This is a genomic window from Streptomyces sp. NPDC048671, from assembly GCF_055587045.1.
In genome coordinates this window covers 1-1,571 of the sequence record NZ_JBVJHB010000042.1, presented here as the reverse complement: position 1 = coordinate 1,571, position 1,571 = coordinate 1, and the positions used below count along the sequence as shown (strand labels likewise).

The window sequence follows — 1,571 nt, the reverse complement described above, 5'->3', positions numbered from 1 at the left end:
GTGTTCTCTGAGGTCCTTGGCCTGGAACGGGTCGGGATCGACGACAGCTTCTTCGACCTGGGCGGTCACTCGCTGCTTGCCACCCGCGTCGTCAGTAGGGTTCGCACCACCCTCGGCGTCGAACTACCCCTGCGCGCACTGTTCGAGGCACCCGCTGTGGCCGATCTTGCGACGTACGTCGGGCGGGTGGATGGTGCCCGTTCGGCGCTTGTGGCGGTGGAGCGGCCGGCGGTGGTGCCGTTGTCGTTCGCGCAGCGTCGGATGTGGTTCCTGAACCGGTTCGAGGGTGCGTCGGCGTCGCTGTACAACATGCCGGTCGTGCTGCGGTTGGACGGGGTGCCGGACCAGGGCGCGCTGGAGGCGGCGCTGGGGGATGTTGTCGGGCGGCATGAGTCGTTGCGGACGGTGTTCCCGGAAGGGGCGGACGGCGTTCCGTTCCAGGAGATCCGTCCGGCCGGCGCCGGACTGGTGAGCGTGGAGGTGCGGTCGGCTACGGAGGAGACGCTGGCTGGTCTGGTGGCCGAGTTCGCGGGTCGCGGGTTCGATCTGACCTGCGAGCTGCCTCTGCGTCTGGCGCTCTTCGAGCTGGCCGAGGAGAGCCATGTTCTCGTGGTGATCCTGCACCACATTGCGGGTGACGGTTGGTCGATGGTGCCGTTGGCGCGGGATGTGGCGGCCGCGTACGAGGCGCGGGTGGCGGGGCGGAATCCCGGGTGGGAGCCGTTGCAGGTCCAGTACGCGGACTATGCGTTGTGGCAGCGGGAGCTGCTGGGCGAGGAGTCCGACCGGGAGAGTGTGCTGAGTCGTCAGGTCGCGTACTGGACGGGGACGCTCGCTGGTGTTCCGGAGCAGTTGGAGCTGCCGACGGACCGTCCGAGGCCTGTGGTGGCCTCATTCGGTGGTGACAGCGTTCCGGTGGAGGTCGGCCCGGAGCTGCACGCGGGGCTCGCCGCTCTGGCCCGGGAGTCGGGCGCGAGTGTGTTCATGGTGCTCCAGGCCGCGCTCGCCACGCTGCTGTCGCGTCTGGGTGCGGGTACGGACATCCCGATCGGTTCGCCGATTGCGGGTCGTACGGATGAGGCGCTGGATGATCTGGTCGGGTTCTTTGTGAACACCCTTGTGCTGCGGACGGATGTGTCGGGTGATCCGACGTTCCGTGAGCTGATCGAGCGCGTGCGGGAGGCGGACTTGGCGGCCTACGCCCACCAGGACGTGCCCTTTGAGCACCTTGTCGAGGTGCTGAACCCGAAGCGCTCCATGTCGAGGCACCCGCTCTTCCAGGTCATGCTCGTCCTCCAGAACACCGGCGCGACGTCGGCCGAACTTTCTGGTCTGACCCTTACTGGTGAGGGCGCGCGTGCAGAGTCGTCGAAGTTCGACCTCACGCTGAGTGTGCGTGAGCGCTATGCGGTCGATGGTGCGCCGATGGGTCTGGCCGGCGTGCTGGAGTTTGCGACTGACTTGTTTGATCGTTCTTCGGTTGTGGGTTTGGTGGAGCGGTTTGTTCGTTTGTTGGGTGGGGTGGTGGTGTCGCCGGATGTGCGGGTGGGGTTGGTTGAGGTGTTGTCGGT

At 66.8% G+C, this 1,571-nt stretch carries 1 protein-coding gene; it reads left to right on the top strand.

The window, feature by feature from the left end; genetic code table 11:
* Positions 1-1,571: condensation domain-containing protein (locus tag ACZ6S6_RS37625; protein WP_469709524.1), on the top strand; the 1,571-nt coding region annotated here is incomplete at both ends.